This window comes from Pseudovibrio sp. Tun.PSC04-5.I4, assembly GCF_900104145.1.
GTDB lineage: Bacteria > Pseudomonadota > Alphaproteobacteria > Rhizobiales > Stappiaceae > Pseudovibrio.
In genome coordinates, this window is sequence record NZ_FNLB01000008.1 from 21,145 (window position 1) to 38,088 (window position 16,944).

General features: G+C 52.0%; 12 protein-coding genes and 5 pseudogenes. 6 read left to right on the forward strand and 11 right to left on the reverse strand.

Annotation, left to right across the window (positions count from 1 at the left end; all coding sequences use genetic code 11):
- Positions 1 to 34: 34 nt before the first annotated feature.
- From BLS62_RS27785 to BLS62_RS32380, 6 genes and pseudogenes are all read right to left on the reverse strand, one after another.
- On the reverse strand, positions 35 to 277 hold the full coding sequence (locus BLS62_RS27785; protein WP_093190141.1) for an MbtH family protein: 243 nt from the start codon (positions 275 to 277) through the stop codon (positions 35 to 37).
- 284 nt (positions 278 to 561) lie between these two features.
- Positions 562 to 1,008 (reverse strand): annotated as a pseudogene (locus BLS62_RS27790) (IS6 family transposase); the annotation flags it as partial.
- A 96-nt stretch (positions 1,009 to 1,104) separates the two neighbouring features.
- Positions 1,105 to 1,932: an IS21-like element helper ATPase IstB gene (istB, locus tag BLS62_RS27795; protein ID WP_093190143.1), complete on the reverse strand. Its 828-nt coding sequence runs from the start codon at positions 1,930 to 1,932 to the stop codon at positions 1,105 to 1,107.
- The gene (gene istA / locus BLS62_RS27800) at positions 1,929 to 3,182 is read right to left on the reverse strand and encodes an IS21 family transposase (protein WP_093191668.1); all 1,254 of its coding nucleotides are present in this window, start codon (positions 3,180 to 3,182) and stop codon (positions 1,929 to 1,931) included. Before istA ends, istB begins: the two co-directional genes overlap by 4 nt.
- 110 nt (positions 3,183 to 3,292) lie before the next feature.
- A complete protein-coding gene (locus BLS62_RS27805; protein WP_093190145.1) occupies positions 3,293 to 4,003 on the reverse strand; it encodes an IS5 family transposase in 711 nt (236 codons plus the stop codon).
- Between the two features lie 195 nt (positions 4,004 to 4,198).
- A pseudogene (locus tag BLS62_RS32380) lies at positions 4,199 to 4,318 on the reverse strand (IS5/IS1182 family transposase); the annotation flags it as partial.
- 579 nt (positions 4,319 to 4,897) lie between these two features.
- On the opposite strand from BLS62_RS32380, the gene BLS62_RS27815 reads away from it, so the two are divergent.
- From BLS62_RS27815 to BLS62_RS27835, 5 genes are all read left to right on the forward strand, one after another.
- The gene (locus BLS62_RS27815; RefSeq protein WP_093190149.1) at positions 4,898 to 5,653 is read left to right on the forward strand and encodes a thioesterase II family protein; all 756 of its coding nucleotides are present in this window, start codon (positions 4,898 to 4,900) and stop codon (positions 5,651 to 5,653) included.
- 204 nt (positions 5,654 to 5,857) lie between these two features.
- Positions 5,858 to 7,350 (forward strand): IS3 family transposase gene (locus tag BLS62_RS27820; RefSeq protein WP_093190151.1). Its coding sequence is split into 2 segments (ribosomal slippage): positions 5,858 to 6,287 and positions 6,287 to 7,350, totalling 1,494 coding nucleotides; the frame shifts between segments, so codons are not numbered across the junction.
- 200 nt (positions 7,351 to 7,550) lie between these two features.
- Positions 7,551 to 7,964 (forward strand): hypothetical protein, encoded by a 414-nt coding sequence (locus BLS62_RS27825; RefSeq protein WP_093190153.1) that lies wholly within the window; start codon positions 7,551 to 7,553, stop codon positions 7,962 to 7,964.
- Entirely contained in the window at positions 7,961 to 8,314 is a 354-nt protein-coding gene (gene tnpB / locus BLS62_RS27830) for an IS66 family insertion sequence element accessory protein TnpB (RefSeq protein WP_093190155.1), read from the forward strand. Before BLS62_RS27825 ends, tnpB begins: the two co-directional genes overlap by 4 nt.
- Positions 8,315 to 8,372: 58 nt before the next feature.
- The gene (locus BLS62_RS27835; protein ID WP_093190158.1) at positions 8,373 to 9,938 is read left to right on the forward strand and encodes an IS66 family transposase; all 1,566 of its coding nucleotides are present in this window, start codon (positions 8,373 to 8,375) and stop codon (positions 9,936 to 9,938) included.
- Between the two features lie 71 nt (positions 9,939 to 10,009).
- On the opposite strand, the gene BLS62_RS27840 is transcribed toward BLS62_RS27835, so the two are convergent.
- Positions 10,010 to 10,210, reverse strand: a complete 201-nt coding sequence (locus tag BLS62_RS27840) for a hypothetical protein (protein ID WP_093190161.1) — start codon at positions 10,208 to 10,210, stop codon at positions 10,010 to 10,012.
- A gap of 207 nt (positions 10,211 to 10,417) precedes the next feature.
- Between BLS62_RS27840 and BLS62_RS27845 the strand changes: the two genes are divergently transcribed.
- A complete protein-coding gene (locus tag BLS62_RS27845) occupies positions 10,418 to 11,668 on the forward strand; it encodes an IS256 family transposase (RefSeq protein WP_093190164.1) in 1,251 nt (416 codons plus the stop codon).
- A gap of 181 nt (positions 11,669 to 11,849) precedes the next feature.
- Here BLS62_RS27845 and BLS62_RS30565 read toward each other — a convergent pair.
- From BLS62_RS30565 to BLS62_RS27870, 4 genes and pseudogenes are all read right to left on the reverse strand, one after another.
- Positions 11,850 to 13,050 (reverse strand): annotated as a pseudogene (locus BLS62_RS30565) (IS256 family transposase).
- Between the two features lie 27 nt (positions 13,051 to 13,077).
- A protein-coding gene (locus BLS62_RS27860; protein WP_093190170.1) for an IS3 family transposase occupies positions 13,078 to 14,570 on the reverse strand; the annotation gives its coding sequence in 2 pieces (ribosomal slippage) (positions 13,078 to 14,141 and positions 14,141 to 14,570; 1,494 coding nt in all).
- Positions 14,571 to 14,766: 196 nt separating this feature from the next.
- Positions 14,767 to 15,066: pseudogene (locus BLS62_RS27865) on the reverse strand (integrase core domain-containing protein); the annotation flags it as partial.
- 31 nt (positions 15,067 to 15,097) lie between these two features.
- Positions 15,098 to 16,607: pseudogene (locus BLS62_RS27870) on the reverse strand (IS3 family transposase).
- Positions 16,608 to 16,944: the final 337 nt, after the last annotated feature.

A 16,944-nucleotide genomic window follows, 5' to 3' on the forward strand; every position in this document is an offset into this window, starting at 1 on the left:
AAAACTAAAAATAAAAAACTAAAAAGTGCAAATTCTATTGCTCCGATAACTCGGCGATTGCCACCTTATCTTTATATCCATCCATTTTTTTTCTCAGAGAGAGTGGGCGCATATCGATCCATACCGACTTAATAAACTCCAAACACTCTTCCTTATTTCCTTTCTTGTCTCCTAACTTCCATCCTTCAGGAACCTTTTTGTGAAGCGGCCAAATTGACCATTGCTCTTCTTCATTAACGACAACAACATAGGCTTCAGTTGATTCAATTTCAGACATTGTAATGCTCGCAGTATAGTTAAACACGAAAAGTAGGTGGTAGCTTCCACACTTTAATTCTGAGTAGATAATACATGTATACAAATATTTATAAAGTAATTTTTTACTATATGAACAATCACATTGGCTAATGTGATATATATGATGATAATTTTTAAGCTATAAAACAAAATAAGCGACTATTACTCATCAATTAACTAAAGAATGCTGTCTAATTTCTCAGAGGTAGTGTGGTTACTATTTGCTTAAGTGCGCATTTAAACAATAACTTACATACATCAATATTACAACTCAACTCGGCGTTGTCGGAAAATGGTGTTGATCTGATCATGGGCTGACAAGAACCGTTGCGCTTGCCAAAGCGATTTGAACCGCCCCATGATCTTCTCTCGCTTTCTTGTTGGGCGATGAGAGTTTTCTATCCTGTTGTTCAAGCCTTTGTGGGCGCGGCGATCTGCATCTGGAGCAAGGGTCTGTACAGGTTTGATATAGCTGCGCAGTTTATCCGTTACCACGACCCGTGGCTCACCAAATTGTTTGACAAGTTTTTTGAAAAACCGTTTGGCAGCCTTGGCGTTCCGGTGCTTTTGAACCAAGATATCGAGCACGTCACCATCTGCGTCAATCGCCCGCCAGAGCCAGTATATCACCCCACGGATGGTAATAACCACCTCATCCAGATGCCATTTATTATTTGGCTTTGGCCGATCTTTGCGGATGCAATCGGCAAAACAGCGCTTACTGTCAATGCTGAGTCAAATTTCCCCACATGTGCTGGACGGAAAGTCCTCAGTTTGAGTATTTGGTGACCAGCCTTGTCTGTGGGTCTAACTCTCCTTTTTGGGTGGCCTGCCGCGTCGTTTTGGTGGTGGAGGTGGAGCTATTGAAGCGTTAGCCCGTACGTGCTCTGGCATGAGGTCCGCATGGCTGCGCAACCGATAACTAGCACCTTTGATCTGGATGACGACGGCATGATGCAAAAGCCGATCGAGAAGGCCTGTGGCAATAACGCGATCACCAAAGATCTCACCCCATTCCGCAAAGCCACGGTTTGAGGTGAGGATCATGGATCCCTTTTCATATTTGGCATTGACGAGCTGGAAGAACAAGTTTGCTCCCCCATTGGTAATTGGCAGATAACCGATTTCATCGACGATTAGCAGTGAAGTTCGTGCAAAGAAGCGTAGTTTCTCAGTCAACCGCCCTTCTTTTTCAGCTTTTGCCAAGGCTTCGATGAGGTGAGCTAAAGCAATGCGATACACCCGTTTACCCGCTTTAACGGCTGCAACCCCAAGAGCAGTTGCCAGATGGCTCTTTCCTGTACCAGGTGGACCGAGAAAGTGTACCACTTCATTGCGAGTGATGAACTCCAGTTCGGCTAGAGCCATGATGCGATCCCTGTCCAGCGAGGGCTGGAAGGTAAAGTCGAAGCTTTCCAGTGTTTTTATCGGAGTAAGCCGCGCTGTCGTCAGGGCGACGCCGATACGGCGGCCCTCGCGTGTTGAATATTCTTCATTGAGCAGAGAATCCAGGGCCTCCAGGGCCGTGAGTTCCCCTTGTTCCAATTGGCTCAGCGTGTGGTCGAGCACCTCTAAAGCCCGCGGCATTTTTAAGCCTACCAGTGAAGACTGAATGCGTTTACTGAGCGAACTCATGGCTTACCTCCAGTACTGGCAAGTCGTTGGCCTACCGCTTCATAGAACTCCAGTGGGCGTTGGTTTACACCGCTGTGTTTGGTTGGCTCCGCAGCCAGACGACGGCGCTGTGTTGCCCGTGGAGGAGCCTTGCGATGGCATGGATCAACCCGGCGCTGGTTCTTTCCCTCCATGACCGGATGGGTGGCGATGAGCTGACCGTGTCCATAGATGCGCACCTCTTGCGGGTGATGCTGGACTTCGACCATCCGTTTCTTAACGGTGTCCGGCACTGAATAAAGATTACCTCCAACGGAGACCATGCCATCACGCGTGACCCGCCGCTCCACCAGTAAAACAGCATCATAAGGGTGCGCTGGCAAAGGGATCAGAGCGGGCTGTTCCTCTCCAAAGACCTCGCCCACCACACGGTTGGTGGTGGCATGAACACGGGCATTGGCAATTTCCTTGCACCAGCGTGTGAACTGGGCATTAAGATCGTCCAGATCGCGGAACGTACGACCAAGGAAGAAATCCTGCCGGATGTAACGAAATGGACGCTCCACCTTGCCCTTGGTTTTGGCCCGGTAGGGCTGGCAGGCATCCGGCTGAGCGCCATAATGGTCCAGAAGAGCGACAAGAGCAGGATTAAAAAGAACAGTGCCATCTGGCTCCTCTCCCAGAACGGCTGTCTTCATGCGATCATACAGGACTTCCAGTGTCGCTCCGCCGAAGACCTCAAAGGCCGCGATATGACAACGCAGGACTGTCTCTAGTTTTTGATTGGCACAATAGCGCCCCCACAAAAACCGTGAATTACTCAGCACCATTGAAAACAAAAAGATTTTTCGCACCACATCTGGTTCACTGGTGAACGCCACCTGAAACTCAGCAAAATCTACCTGTGCCTGCTGGCCTGGTGCTGTCTCAAAGCGCCGTTCAAATGCATGCGGAGGAGCTGGACGGATCAGGCGAAGATATTCCGTTACAGTGGAGTAACCGCCCTTAAACCCCAGTGTCTTCAGCTCACGAAGCAAGCGCCGGGCAGATAGACCGGGAAACCGCTCCAGTCGCTCAAGTAAATAGCCTTTGTATTCCTCCAGTACACGCCCGTCACGCTGGCGGGGGCCGTAGACAGGAGCTTCAAGGCCTTGGTGTAAGTATTTGCTGACCGTCTTTCTATCCAGCCCGGCTTTGCGCGCTATGGCACTTACAGACAGTCCCTGCTGCTTCAAATTATGGATCATTACGATCTTCCCTAGATTGACCACTCCTCCACACCCCTTCTTTCCAACAGGGACGTAGAGGAGAGTTTCGCCAACTTTTGTTTGAAGGGGCATGCCCCTTCAAACAAAAGTCAAAGCTGAAAAGTGGGGAATTTTCAACCAGCGCTTTTGGGGAGAATACATCCAGCACTGACAGTCTCAGCCTTAGGGCTGGGGACGGCTGTTTTGGGCGGCGGTATGATGACCTCGACACCGTCATAGCGAGCTGCTATTTCCTGTCTTGTCGCAGCTCCGTCATAAGCTCCATCGCCAAGAAACGTGGCAATAGAACCCTCGATCTGCTCCAGTAGATCCGGCACAACAGTTGGATCGCCAACCGTATCCTCCGTCAGTTCACGGCAGACGATGATCCCGCTTTCCAAATCCAGGCCAAGATGAAGTTTTCGCCATTTTCTGCGTTTTTTCTTGGTTCCATGCTTGGTTTCCTGCCATTCACCAGCCCCGAACATCTTCACGCCCGTGCTATCGATTACAAGGGTGGCCGGGCCTGCAGTCTTGTCAGACTCGACTTTGGAAAGGTTCAATCCAGTAGTTCGACGCGACACCGTGCTATAGTCTGGAACTGGTAAGGTCAGATCCAACAACGCGAACACAGAGCGAACAAATCCCTGTGTTTGCCGTAAAGCCAAACTAAACACAGACTTGACGCGCAAACTGATTTCAATGGCCAGGTCCGAATACGTGGCGGGTCTTCCGGGTCGATTACTTGCGGGGGCAAGCCAGGCTTCGATGACGCTCTTGTCAATCCAGACCGTGATGTCACCACGGCGGCACAAGCTCGCGTTATAATCCGGCCAGGTCGTCACTTTGAATTGGGCTTTATCGAACTTGTGACGTAAGTGTCAGCAGTCTGTTTAAATGGCTTTAAGTAGATCTTCTGAAAAGGAAATTTCAGAGAAGATACTCCACGTCAGGGGGATACTGCAACAACGCCAGTATTTGGTGGGCCGCCCGCGCGTCTTGCTTGCCGGCGCTAACCAAGCACTGGCAACACCGTCTTCAACCCAGACCGAGATTGATCCCCGCTGGCGCAGACTCTCATTATATTCAGACCAGTTCGTCACCTTGTATTCGGCTTTGTCAAACTTGTGACGACGGGCAGCGTTGTGCTTAAACGGCATAAAAACTTCGGAGACGGTATACCTTTTAACGAGATTAATGCGACAATGCCCATCACAATTAGAAAAAAAACCAGAGGCAGATGCCTCTGGGGAAAGGTGATTGGGTAGTGTATTACATACACTTCGTCGAATATATCATTCCTAAATGTGTATCACAAGCTGAAATATGGGTTCTATCGCTATTTTTTTCGTATTTTCAGGAAAGGCCTTCTCGTTTAGAAGCTTTCTGGGCTCTGTCATCTATGCTGGTGTGACTACGCCCTCAACTCAGCGGAGGGCACTGTCAAGTTATTTGAGATGGCTTGCAAAAGCTTTGTTTGAGCTGATTTTACGCAGTCATTTCAACAGTGTAGTCTGCCCATAGGGCACTGCATAGGCCACGACCTCACGAGGAAAACGAAAGCCTTTCAGCCGCTCAAAGGAACTCGGTATCTTCATCAGAGCTGGGTAACCAAAATCAAATAATTTAGCAATGCCATCAGAATTTATGTGTCTACTCCTTAGAGTAGTTATATACAACTGATCAATTCTAGATAATAAAATAATAACTGAGATCACATTAAGTTTTTTGGAGATTTTATGAGTAATTTGGGCGAACCTCTTGTTTGCTGGAAAAAGAGCCGCAACCCTCGAATTAGATTAATTTGCTTTCCATACGCAGGAGGAGGTTCATTTATGTATAAGGATTGGGCAAAGTACATACCTGATGATGTGGAACTATTAGCTGTAGATTTGCGTGGCCGTGGAGGTAGATTTAATGAACGCTTGTCTGCAGATATAAACACGCATATCAATGATATCCTTGTAAACTATGGGCATCTTAATGAGCTGCCTCTAATCGTTTTTGGGCACAGCATGGGAGGCTTACTTGGCTTTGAGTTCTCCCGCGCTGTGAAAGAGAGGCTAGGACACGAAATTTTACACTTCTTCCCTTCAGCCTCAAGGGCCCCGCAGTTACCTCGCGTCATGGATGTGACATACAATTTGTCTGATGACGACTTTTTAAGTAAGCTTGGCGAAAGTGACGGTCTTCCAAGAGAGATCTTCGAAAGCAGTGAGTTACGAGATATTTTCTTACCGATCTTGAGGTCTGATGTGCGATTGTGTGAAGTCTATTGCTTTGAAGGCGCAACTCTCCTTGAGTGCCCCATATCTGTCATCGGAGGAACAATGGATCAGGGTGTACTGCGCCACGAGTTAGAAACTTGGCGAGAACACACTACAAAAGATACTTGCTTGCACCTTATTTCAGCTGGGCATTTCTATGTTGATACACATAGGCTGCAAGTAATTAACATCATTATGAAACAAATTGGCTCTACTTCCATTCTGTAGAAAGGTTCTCAAGCGTATTTTTCGTAGCCTTGTAAGTCCAGGAACGGCATTGCCAAGTTATTTGAGGTGAGTTGCAAAAGCCCTTGATGGGCATATTTCACGCTTTCATTTCGCCAGCATAATCCGCCCGAACCCTCCGTGCCAATAAGTGTGAGACATTCCACCGACTAAAGTTTAGACTTGATGGCGTAGGAGAACGACCCCATGGTTATGCCTTCACAGAGACCGCTTTCAGCCGATACTGGGCCTGATGATATTGTGCCCACGCCACCGCCAGCCCGCATGGTGACAGCGCCAGTGCAGCCTACAGCCGAGCTGACTGCGATCCCTAAGCGGAGAAGTTTCACAGCCAAATACAAACTACGCATTCTGGATGAGACGGACCAAGCAGCAGACACAGGTGGTGTTACAGCCATACTACGGCGCGAAGGGCTTTATTCTTCTGCGCTAACGGATTGGCGTCGGGCACGCGCTGCAGGCTCATTGGGAGCATTGCAGCCGCGTCACCGTGGCCCACAAAAAGCACCCGCCAACCCATTAGAGGCCGAACTGGCCAAGGCTAACCGTGAAGTTTCAGCGCTACGGCGGCGTCTGGACCAGGCGGAAGCCATCCTTGCAATCCAAAAAAAAGTGGCGACATTGTTGGACGAGATGGAGCAGACGCCAGAGCGCAGCGGCAAGTCATGATGGCCGTCGCGATTGCTCTGCCCTCAGGCAGCGGCCTGACCTCAGCCGTTTGCTCCGCGCTCTCGTTGTCGCGGGCAAGCGTTCTTCGCCATCGCGCTACATTGGCTGCTCCGCCACGCGCGGTAAAGCCACGCCCCCCTTCAGCGCGTGCCTTGCCGGAAAATGAACGGGCTCGGGTACTGGATCATCTGCGTGGGCCCAGGTTTGCCGACCAGACCCCCACCGAGGTATTCGCCACTTTACTGGATGAAGGCACCTACCTGTGTTCGATCCGCACGATGTATCGGATATTGGCCGCTCAGGGCGAGGTCACTGAGCGTCGCCGTCAACGCACGCACCCTGTCTATCAAAAGCCGGAACTTCTAGCCGAAGCTCCCAATCAGGTCTGGTCTTGGGATATTACCAAGCTGATGGGCCCGGTGAAATGGTCTTACTTCTATCTCTATGTCATCTTGGACATCTTCAGCCGCCGTGTTGTTGGCTGGCGCATTGAGCAGGCCGAAAGCGCCAGCCAGTTCAAGGAACTGTTCATGGATGCAATGGAAAAGCATGCTGTGCAACGCGATCAACTGACATTACATGCCGATCGTGGCGGGCCAATGAAGGCAAAGACAACTGCCCTGATGCTGGTGGATCTTGGTGTGCTTAAATCCCACAGCCGACCCCATACCTCAAACGACAACCCGTTCTCAGAGGCCCACCTCAAGACGCTGAAATATCAGCCCGAATTCCCCAAGAAGTTTGAAACCATCGAGCAAGCCCGCCACTTTTGCCGCAGATTCTTTGCATGGTACAACGAGCAACACCATCATGCAGGCATCGGACTCATGACCCCTGATCAGGTCCACTTTGGACAGGCCGAGGCTGTCTATGCCGCACGCCAAGCAACCCTCGACGCAGCATTCATCAGTACACCCGAGCGCTTCGTACAAAAACCGCCAAAACCACCTCAAATCCCGACGGCCGTCTGGATCAATCCACCAAAGCCAGAGAAAGAAAATCAAGCTTAAAGTCCAAATGCCACTGTCTCAAAGTCGTTGACACGTTCCGGAAAGGCGAAAGCATCGAGTCTTGCGTGACGGTAGGAATGAGAAGACAGTTTGTAGCGGCGTGGTCGGAAAATGGTGTTGATCGGTAAGCGGTGTTCTGACCCCACCTTCCATTTTTTCTTTGTGTCGGCATTCTGGTGTTTTTAACGCTGGAGTTTTTGATGAGTGAAGTTGTTTGTCCGGACGGGCTAGTTGAGAAGAAGCGGCAGGTGCGGCGCAGTAGTGAAGAGCGTGCGCTGATCGTGCGCGATAGTTATGAGTTTGGAGTGATGCAAACGGCCAAGCTGCATGGTGTTACACGCTCTCTGATTTACTATTGGCGTAAGTTGGCTAAGTCCCTGGCAGCACAGAAGGGGCCTTGTGAAGAGGCTATGGCATTTGCATCGGTCCAGGTTGAGGTTTTGCCTGTCTTGGGAAAGGATGTGCCGGTATCTGAAGACGAGCATCACCCATCGCCATGTGGTTGCTTACGCGAGATTGAACTTGAATTTGGTGTCATTCGGCTTCAGCTTCCTAAAGATATGGCTGTGGAGCGGATTGCCGAGCTTGTCCTTGCACTGGAGACTGGGCGATGATCCTGCCGGGGCAGCATGTGCGTATTGTGGTTGCCACTCGTCCTGTTGATTTTCGCAAAGGCCATAACGGGTTAGCTGCTTTGGTTCACAACGAGCTGAAGAGTGATCCGTTTACCGGCACAGTCTTTGTGTTCCGCTCACGGCGAGCAGACCGGTTGAAGCTTGTGTTCTGGGATGGGTCAGGATTGGTGCTGGTCTACAAGCGACTGGAAGAGAACAGTTTTTGCTGGCCGGAAGTCAGAGATGGGGTGATGTCGCTTTCCATAGTCCAGTTCGAGGCGCTGTTTGGTGGCCTTGACTGGCGGAAGATCAGAGCCCTTGAAAGTCGGGCCCCGCAAGGTGTGGAATAACCTGTAATTCCCCGTATTTCTGCGGTTTTGAAGCTGCTGTTCGGGTATACTGTTCCTCATGAACAAGACAAGTGAACTCCCTGATGATCCAAAGGTTTTGAAGGCGCTATTGCAGGCAGCCCAAACTCAACTCTCCCAGCAGGAAGTTCATATCCAACTCAAAGAAGAGGTGATTGTCCGGCTCGAAAAGCTGGTGGCTGACTACAAGGCAGCCCAATACGGGCGCAAATCGGAGAAGGCGGATCCCGATCAGTATATGCTGGCCTTTGAGGATCTGGAAACAGCCATTGCCGCCACGCAGGCAGAAGCGGAAAACATTGCGCCGCCAACAAACCCACGCAAGAAACGCAAGACCAATCGCGGTAAGCTGCCGGGGCATCTGCCGCGTATTGAGGTGGTGATCGAGCCTGAGGAAACCACATGCGTGTGTGGGTGTGTCTGTCATGTGATCGGTAAAGATGTATCCGAGCGTCTTGATGTGATCCCCGCCCAGTTCCGGGTGATCGTTACCCGCAGACCCAAATATGCCTGTCGGGCTTGCGAGGAAGGTGTCAAACAAGCGCCAGCACCAGATCACATTATTGAGGCAGGACTGCCGAGCGAGGCAACCCTGGCCCATGTAATTACCTCAAAATATGCGGACCACTGCCCGCTGTACCGTCAGGCACAGATTTATGCCCGTCAGGGTGTTGATCTGGACCGCTCCACGCTGGCCGACTGGGTTGGGCGTTCGGCCAATGAGCTCAAACCCGTCTTTGAGGCACTGCTTGGTGAGCTCAAGAAGTCTACCAAACTGTTTATGGATGAAACCCCGGCACCGGTGCTGGATCCTGGACGAAGGAAGACCAAAACCGGGTATTTCTGGGCTTTGGCAAGGGATGACCGGCCTTGGAACGGGCCAGAGCCACCAGGTGTGGCCTTCACTTATGCCCCGAACCGATCTGGTGAAGTGGCTGAGGAAATCCTGAAGGATTTTGAAGGAGTACTGCAGGTAGATGGCTACGCGGGCTATAATCGGTTGCTGAAACGACAAAAGAGCCCGGTGGCACTTGCCTACTGCTGGAGCCACGCAAGGCGCAAACTCTATGAAGTAGCACGCAACAAAACCGCACCTATTGCCGAGGAAGGCCTGCGCCAGATTGGCGAGCTGTACCAGATCGAAAAGACGATCCGGGGGAATAGCCCTGAGGAACGTCTGGTCGCGCGTCAGAAACACAGCAGAGCGTTAATCGAAGCCTTTGAAGAGTGGTTGATCAATCACAGGGCCAAGGTCTCCAGAAAATCACCTCTTGGAGAAGCCCTTAGTTATATTGCCAAATACTGGAATGGACTAATCCGCTTCCTTGACGATGGGCGCATAGAGCTGGACAACAATTCTGTTGAGCGCACAATCAGGCCAATAACTCTAAATCGCAAGAATGCATTATTTGCCGGTCATGATGCTGGAGCGGAAAACTGGGCCATGCTCGCTTCTCTTATTGAAACTTGCAAACTGGGCGGTATCAATCCACACACTTATCTGGCAACCACACTCACCAGAATCGCAAAAGGCCACAAACAAAGCAAGATCAACGAACTTCTGCCCTGGAATTTTGCTGAACAAGAAAGTCAAGGTGGGCTCTAAACACCGCTTACGTTGATCGGCGTTGTTGCGGAACTCAACTTTAGCTTACAGCTCGCCCTTACCCGCTTAACTCAGGTCGCGAAGATCCGCTCAAACGTCGCACGTCCGAGGGTGGCCATTGTGTTGAGGACGGAGACATTGATCCTGGCTTCCGTCTTCTGGTTTTCAAAATCACGGGACTTCAACGCGGTCCCGAAGATCTGTTTAGATCGCCCCATCAAGGTCTCGCCTCTTGAGCGCCGCCCGTAGCCGGTTTGCTTCTGCCACCCCATTCTGCCATGTCTCTCAATGGCCAATATATCTCGATCACGAGCAGTGGGAGCGGTCTCAGCCTTAGGGCTGGGGACGGCTGTTTTGGGCGGCGGTATGATGACCGAGCTATAACTGAATCTGGTGTACGGGGCTTTTAAGATAGCAGCGTATCGGGTTGACTAATTGATGAGCAAATCAATGTGTTAACCACTTGGAGATACGCCACCATGGCACATGATAAAGTTCTTGAGCTTGCTCGTCAAAACGGTCTTCTGGCCGATCCGCTCACGCAGTTGATAAGAGAAGGCGCAAGGGAGTTGGTGCATCGGGCTGTTCAATTAGAATTTCAGTCTTTGCTTTCGCTGTATGAAGATGACGTTGATGAGACTGGTCGCGCTCGCGTTGTACGCAATGGTTATCATCCGGAACGCAAGATCCAGACTGGTATTGGGCCTGTGTGTGTGAAAGTGCCCAAGGTGCGAACCCGTTCAGGCGCCCCTGTCACGTTCCACTCAGCACTTGTCCCTCCCTATGTGCGCAAGGCTAAAAGTCTGGAGGCTGAGTTGCCATGGCTTTACTTAAAAGGCGTTTCCAGCGGAGAGATGGACGACGCTTTGAAGGTTCTTGTTGGTCCCGACGCGGAAGGTCTCTCAGCCAGCACGGTCTCTCGCCTGAAGAAGGAATGGAAGGGCCAATATGAACAATGGCGCCAGTCTCGCCTGGACCAGGACGAGTGGGTCTATATCTGGGTGGATGGCATTTACAGCGGCCTGCGGGCAGAAGATGTCAAGCTGTGCACGCTGGTGGTGATTGGCGTTAACGCTCTGGGACAGAAGAAGTTCCTTGCCATTGAAGACGGCGTGCGCGAGAGCACGCAAAGTTGGCGTGAAGTACTGGTGAAGCTGAAGAAGCGCGGCATGAACGTGCCCAAGCTGGCAGTCGGCGATGGTGCCATGGGGTTCTGGGCCGCCCTTGACGAAGTCTTTGGGCAAACGCGCCACCAACGCTGCTGGGTGCACAAGACAAATAATATCGTGGGGTACCTGCCAAAATCTTTGCAGGACAAGGCAAGGGCTTGCGTCAAGGATATCTGGATGGCACCGACCAAGGCAAAGGCAGAAGTTGCTTTTGACCTGTTTGTGGAACAGTTCGAGGGCAAGTATCCCAGAGCGGTGGAATGTCTTCTCAAAGACCAGCACGATCTGCTCGCATTCTACGATTTTCCGCAGAGGCACTGGCAGTCGATCCGCACCTCCAACCCGATTGAATCCACCTTCGCGACCATCAGGCACCGCACCAAGCGCTCGAAGGGGTGCTTGAACCGTGATGGCATGCTTCACATGATGTTCAAACTCAGCCAGTGCGCTCAGGGAAGCTGGCGAAAACTACGCGGCTTTGCCGATCTTGGCAAAGTCATCACAGGCATCAATTTCAAAGACGGTATCGAACAACCTGAACCCGAGCAAAAAGCTGCTTAAGGAAAAGCTGATACACCAGAATTGACAATAGCTCATGATGACCTCGACACCGTCATAGTGAGCTGCTATTTCCTGTCTTGTCGCAGCTCCGTCATAGGCTCCATCGCCAAGAAACGTGGCAATAGAACCCTCGATCTGCTCCAGTAGATCCGGAGCTAACCGCAAAAGTTGGTGATGGGTTTCACGCGGCGTGATTTTGGTTTGCATCACTCTCGATGCCATTTTTGAAGATGACACCCTGTATTATCTTCGGCAATTGATTTTTGCCTCTCAATTTCTGCCAGCGCTTCTCCGCTGCCTTGATCAGCATGAAGACCATTGGCATTGCAGTATCCCGGGAGAGGCAGTTCTTGGTCTGCCTTGTTCTGTGGCGCACAGTCGCAAAGGTTGATTCAATTGGATTGGTGGTTCTGATATGCCCCCAATGCTCAGCAGGAAAGTCATAAAAAGCCAACAGTTCGATCCTATCCTTGGCAAGGCATTGCGTGGCTTTGGGGTATTTGGCCTCAAATTTCTCTATGAAAAGATCAAAAGCCGCCTCAGCATCTACGCGGTTCTCTGCCATCCAGATATCCTGTAGATCTTTCTTTGCTTTGGCCTGCAAGGATTTAGGCATTTTGCTTAAGACATTCATTGTCTTGTGGACCCAGCAGGCGTTGAGCTTTTGTTGTGCTAAAGACTTCCCGCAATGCCGCCCAGAACCCCAGAGCACCATCTCCCACTTCTAATTTCGGTTCGATCTGCAGGCCACGAGCTTTGAGAGCAAGCAATAGTTCCCGCCAGCTCTGAGTATCTTCCCGGTAGCCATCATCAAAGCCAATCAGCTCTTTCTTGCCTTCCGGTGTTGCCCCGATCAACACCAGAATACAGCGACTTTCCCGTTCTCCCCGGGCTTTCAGATAGATGCCATCTGCCCACATATAAACGTAGTTGCGCGCTGACAGGTCTCGAGTTTTCCACTCTTCCCATAAAGATCGCCAGCTTTTGACAAGGCCGCGGATGACATCCGGTGAAAGGTTGGGGGCATCAACACCCAACAAAGCACTCAAAGCTTGCTGAACATTATTGGTAGAAACCCCACGCAAATAGAGCGCTGGGATCAATTCATCAAGACTGGTTGAACGGCGCAGATAATTAGGTAACAAATTGGAATGGTAATGAATTTTCTCTTCTGCATTCTCATCTCGATCCCGGATCCGAGGTTTGCTGACCGTGACTGGCCCAATGCCAGTCTGGACCTGTCGCTCTGGCAAATGCCCATGCCGAACCACCCGCTGACGGCCATCTGGTAATTTTAAGTCCGAGTAAAGCGAAAGCACGCTCATGACTTCACTCTCAATGGCCGCTCGCAAAAGTTGCTGTGCACCCGCGGAACGTGTCAACGACTTTGAGACAGTAGCTTTTGGATTTTAAACTTGATTTTCTTTCGTTGTCTTTGGTGGATTGATCCAGACGGCCGTCGGGATTTGAGGTGGTTTTGGCGGTTTTTGTACGAAGCGCTCGGGTGTACTGATGAATGCAGCCTCGAGAGTTACTTGGCGTGCGGCATAGACTGCCTCGGCCTGTCCAAAGTGAACCTGATCAGGGGTCATGAGTCCGATGCCTGCATGATGGTGTTGCTCGTTGTACCATGCAAAGAATCTGCGGCAAAAGTGGCGGGCTTGCTCGATGGTTTCAAACTTCTTGGGGAATTCGGGCTGATATTTCAGCGTCTTGAGGTGGGCCTCTGAGAACGGGTTGTCGTTTGAGGTATGGGGTCGGCTGTGGGATTTAAGCACACCAAGATCCACCAGCATCAGGGCAGTTGTCTTTGCCTTCATTGGCCCGCCACGATCGGCATGTAATGTCAGTTGATCGCGTTGCACAGCATGCTTTTCCATTGCATCCATGAACAGTTCCTTGAACTGGCTGGCGCTTTCGGCCTGCTCAATGCGCCAGCCAACAACACGGCGGCTGAAGATGTCCAAGATGACATAGAGATAGAAGTAAGACCATTTCACCGGGCCCATCAGCTTGGTAATATCCCAAGACCAGACCTGATTGGGAGCTTCGGCTAGAAGTTCCGGCTTTTGATAGACAGGGTGCGTGCGTTGACGGCGACGCTCAGTGACCTCGCCCTGAGCGGCCAATATCCGATACATCGTGCGGATCGAACACAGGTAGGTGCCTTCATCCAGTAAAGTGGCGAATACCTCGGTGGGGGTCTGGTCGGCAAACCTGGGCCCACGCAGATGATCCAGTACCCGAGCCCGTTCATTTTCCGGCAAGGCACGCGCTGAAGGGGGGCGTGGCTTTACCGCGCGTGGCGGAGCAGCCAATGTAGCGCGATGGCGAAGAACGCTTGCCCGCGACAACGAGAGCGCGGAGCAAACGGCTGAGGTCAGGCCGCTGCCTGAGGGCAGAGCAATCGCGACGGCCATCATGACTTGCCGCTGCGCTCTGGCGTCTGCTCCATCTCGTCCAACAATGTCGCCACTTTTTTTTGGATTGCAAGGATGGCTTCCGCCTGGTCCAGACGCCGCCGTAGCGCTGAAACTTCACGGTTAGCCTTGGCCAGTTCGGCCTCTAATGGGTTGGCGGGTGCTTTTTGTGGGCCACGGTGACGCGGCTGCAATGCTCCCAATGAGCCTGCAGCGCGTGCCCGACGCCAATCCGTTAGCGCAGAAGAATAAAGCCCTTCGCGCCGTAGTATGGCTGTAACACCACCTGTGTCTGCTGCTTGGTCCGTCTCATCCAGAATGCGTAGTTTGTATTTGGCTGTGAAACTTCTCCGCTTAGGGATCGCAGTCAGCTCGGCTGTAGGCTGCACTGGCGCTGTCACCATGCGGGCTGGCGGTGGCGTGGGCACAATATCATCAGGCCCAGTATCGGCTGAAAGCGGTCTCTGTGAAGGCATAACCATGGGGTCGTTCTCCTACGCCATCAAGTCTAAACTTCAGCTGGTGGAATGTCTCACACTTATTGGCACGGAGGGCGGAACGTGTCAACGACTTTGAGACAGTAGCTTTTGGATTTTAAACTTGATTTTCTTTCGTTGTCTTTGGTGGATTGATCCAGACGGCCGTCGGGATTTGAGGTGGTTTTGGCGGTTTTTGTACGAAGCGCTCGGGTGTACTGATGAATGCAGCCTCGAGAGTTACTTGGCGTGCGGCATAGACTGCCTCGGCCTGTCCAAAGTGAACCTGATCAGGGGTCATGAGTCCGATGCCTGCATGATGGTGTTGCTCGTTGTACCATGCAAAGAATCTGCGGCAAAAGTGGCGGGCTTGCTCGATGGTTTCAAACTTCTTGGGGAATTCGGGCTGATATTTCAGCGTCTTGAAGTGGGTCTCTGAGAACGGGTTGTCGTTTGAGGTATGGGGTCGGCTGTGGGATTTAAGCACACCAAGATCCACCAGCGGTGTTTGTCAAACAAGTTGTCCGCCAATTTCATGCAGCGTCTCTGATTTCGGTGCCGCTGATTTCGCGTTCCGGGTTTAGCCAGACGGGTCCTTCAGGTAGCCAGTTGCGTGTTTTTCCTGACCAGCGTTCTGGCTTTTGCGCACGTGCATTTGCATAAATCCTGGCACGGTTATCGAGCGTTGCTCGGTCCTGCCCTGCATGGCGCGCGTCTGGCGTAACGAAGCGGATCGCGCTGTGCAAGTGCTCGCTGTTATACCAGATGACGAAGGATTTTACCCACGCCTGCGCATCGGCCTTTGTGGCAAATCCCCTGGAGGGCCAGTCAGGGCGGTATTTGCAGGTTCGGAATAACGCTTCTGAAAAGGGATTGTCGTTGCTGACACGTGGTCGGCTGTAGGACGCTGTAATGCCCAGCCTTTCCATCGTTGTTTTCATGGTAGCCCCCTTCATTGGGCTGCCGTTATCTGCGTGGAGGACCAGAGGTTTCAGAACACAGCCCTGGGCCAGCACGCCTTTTCGATGAGCTCAGCAGCTCGTTCTGCGCTCTCTCGCTCATGCACTTCCCAGCCGACGATTTTCCGGCTGAAAATGTCCACGATCAGGTAAAGGTAGAAGAACATGCCCGCAATCGGTCCGGGCATCCAGGTTATGTCCCATGTCCACACCTGGCAGGGCCCTCTGGCCTGATAACTGGTGGGTGGTTTGCGCCGTACAGGAGGCTTGGCACGGCCACGGTGATGCTGCTGACCATCTGTGCGCAGGATGCGGTAAAAGCTGGATTCAGACGCCAGATATCGGCCTTGATCGGCCAGTTTTGGTACAATCTGGCTGGGTGGCAAGCTGGCGAATTCCTCTGAATTACAGACCTCCAGCACTGCGGCACGCTCATACTCGCTGAGCTTATTAGCTGGCTCCAGGCGCGGCACAATAGGCCGCTGATCGGGCTGAATTTGGCCGTCTTTCGTCCATCTCCTGAATGTCCGCTCACTGATCTCCAGCTCTGCGCAGGCCATGAGGCGTCGTGCGCCAGCGGTGACAGCCTCGTTGATCAGAGCGACTGCGGTTGTGCGATCTGGGGTGCTGATCATGCGTCCTCTGCGCCCCCCCAGATCGCTGAGACCTTTTTTCTGAGAATAAGCAACGCAGCAGCCTCAGCCAGAGCTTTCTCCTTTCGGGCCAGTTCCCGTTCCAGATCCTTAACCTTCTTTTTCTCTTCTTTCGTCGCTTGACCAAGACGCGCAGTGCTGGCGCGGTCCCAGTCATTTGCCTGCTCACAAGCGACCCGCCATGCAGCGATCTGCGCCGGATAGAGCCCGCGCTTGCGGCAGTATTCGCCCAAATCAGCCTCATTCAACGCCGCCGTTTCCAACACAGCGGCAAACTTATCACGCGAGGACCATCCCTCAGGGCTCGTGTCAGCGCAGGGCAAAAGCTGGCCTTTGCCGCGCGCCTCAGCCCGCCATTTATGGAGCGTCGCCTCGCAAATCCCTTCCTCGCGCGACAACTGCCGAATGGCTATGTTGCCCGGTGGCAGCATCCGCTTAAGCACTGCCGCTTTTCGTTCCGGTGAATATCCCACGTCATCTTCCTATCCCGCCCACCTTAAAATAGAGAAAAATAGAATAGCGGACAACATCCCTGACACAGGGGGTGGTGGAATGTCTCACACTTATTGGCACGGAGGGCGGGCTAATGGGCGTACCATCAAAGAACAGCTGCACACGTAAGGCGAGTTGATTTGCATCCGGGAGTAAATGTATGGCCCCTCCGTGCCAAGAGCTATAACTGAATCTGGTGTACGGGGCTTTTAAGATAGCAGCGTATTGGGTTGAATAATTGATGAGCAAATCAATGTTTTAACCACTTGGAGATAC

Excerpts from the sequence above, each read along its gene's own strand:
- BLS62_RS27825 (WP_093190153.1), top strand. The coding sequence starts at position 7,551 with ATGAGTGAAGTTGTTTGTCCGGACGGGCTAGTTGAGAAGAAGCGGCAG.
- BLS62_RS27835 (WP_093190158.1), top strand. The coding sequence starts at position 8,373 with ATGAACAAGACAAGTGAACTCCCTGATGATCCAAAGGTTTTGAAGGCG.
- BLS62_RS27840 (WP_093190161.1), bottom strand. The coding sequence starts at position 10,210 with ATGGGGTGGCAGAAGCAAACCGGCTACGGGCGGCGCTCAAGAGGCGAG.
- istB (WP_093190143.1), bottom strand. The coding sequence starts at position 1,932 with ATGAGTTCGCTCAGTAAACGCATTCAGTCTTCACTGGTAGGCTTAAAA.
- BLS62_RS27845 (WP_093190164.1), top strand. The coding sequence starts at position 10,418 with ATGGCACATGATAAAGTTCTTGAGCTTGCTCGTCAAAACGGTCTTCTG.
- BLS62_RS27815 (WP_093190149.1), top strand. The coding sequence starts at position 4,898 with ATGAGTAATTTGGGCGAACCTCTTGTTTGCTGGAAAAAGAGCCGCAAC.
- BLS62_RS27785 (WP_093190141.1), bottom strand. The coding sequence starts at position 277 with ATGTCTGAAATTGAATCAACTGAAGCCTATGTTGTTGTCGTTAATGAA.
- tnpB (WP_093190155.1), top strand. The coding sequence starts at position 7,961 with ATGATCCTGCCGGGGCAGCATGTGCGTATTGTGGTTGCCACTCGTCCT.